The organism is Ruminococcus sp. AM43-6, from assembly GCF_003461785.1.
GTDB lineage: Bacteria > Bacillota > Clostridia > Oscillospirales > Ruminococcaceae > Hominimerdicola > Hominimerdicola aceti.
In genome coordinates, this window is sequence record NZ_QTXU01000063.1 from 1 (window position 1) to 222 (window position 222).

Consider the following 222-nt stretch of genomic DNA (forward strand, 5'->3'; position numbering starts at 1 on the left):
CGCTGTGAAAGTATGTGGGCAAGAATGAAAGAAGAGCTATTCTACAGCCGTGAGGACAAGCCGGAGAACTACACTATGAAAGAGTTGAAGACTATGATCTGGAGATATTATATGAGTTACTGGGTCAACAGAAGAATCTGCACCGCCAACGGTGGGCTGCCTCCGGCAGTTCGAAGAAAGCTCTACTATGATCATATCTTTCTCGCTGCATAATTCTTGTTC

1 pseudogene is annotated in these 222 nt (G+C 45.0%); it reads left to right on the forward strand.

The features are described 5' to 3' along the window. Window positions 1-213, forward strand: a pseudogene (locus DW938_RS14265) (IS3 family transposase); the annotation flags it as partial. Between the last annotated feature and the right edge of the window lie 9 nt (window positions 214-222).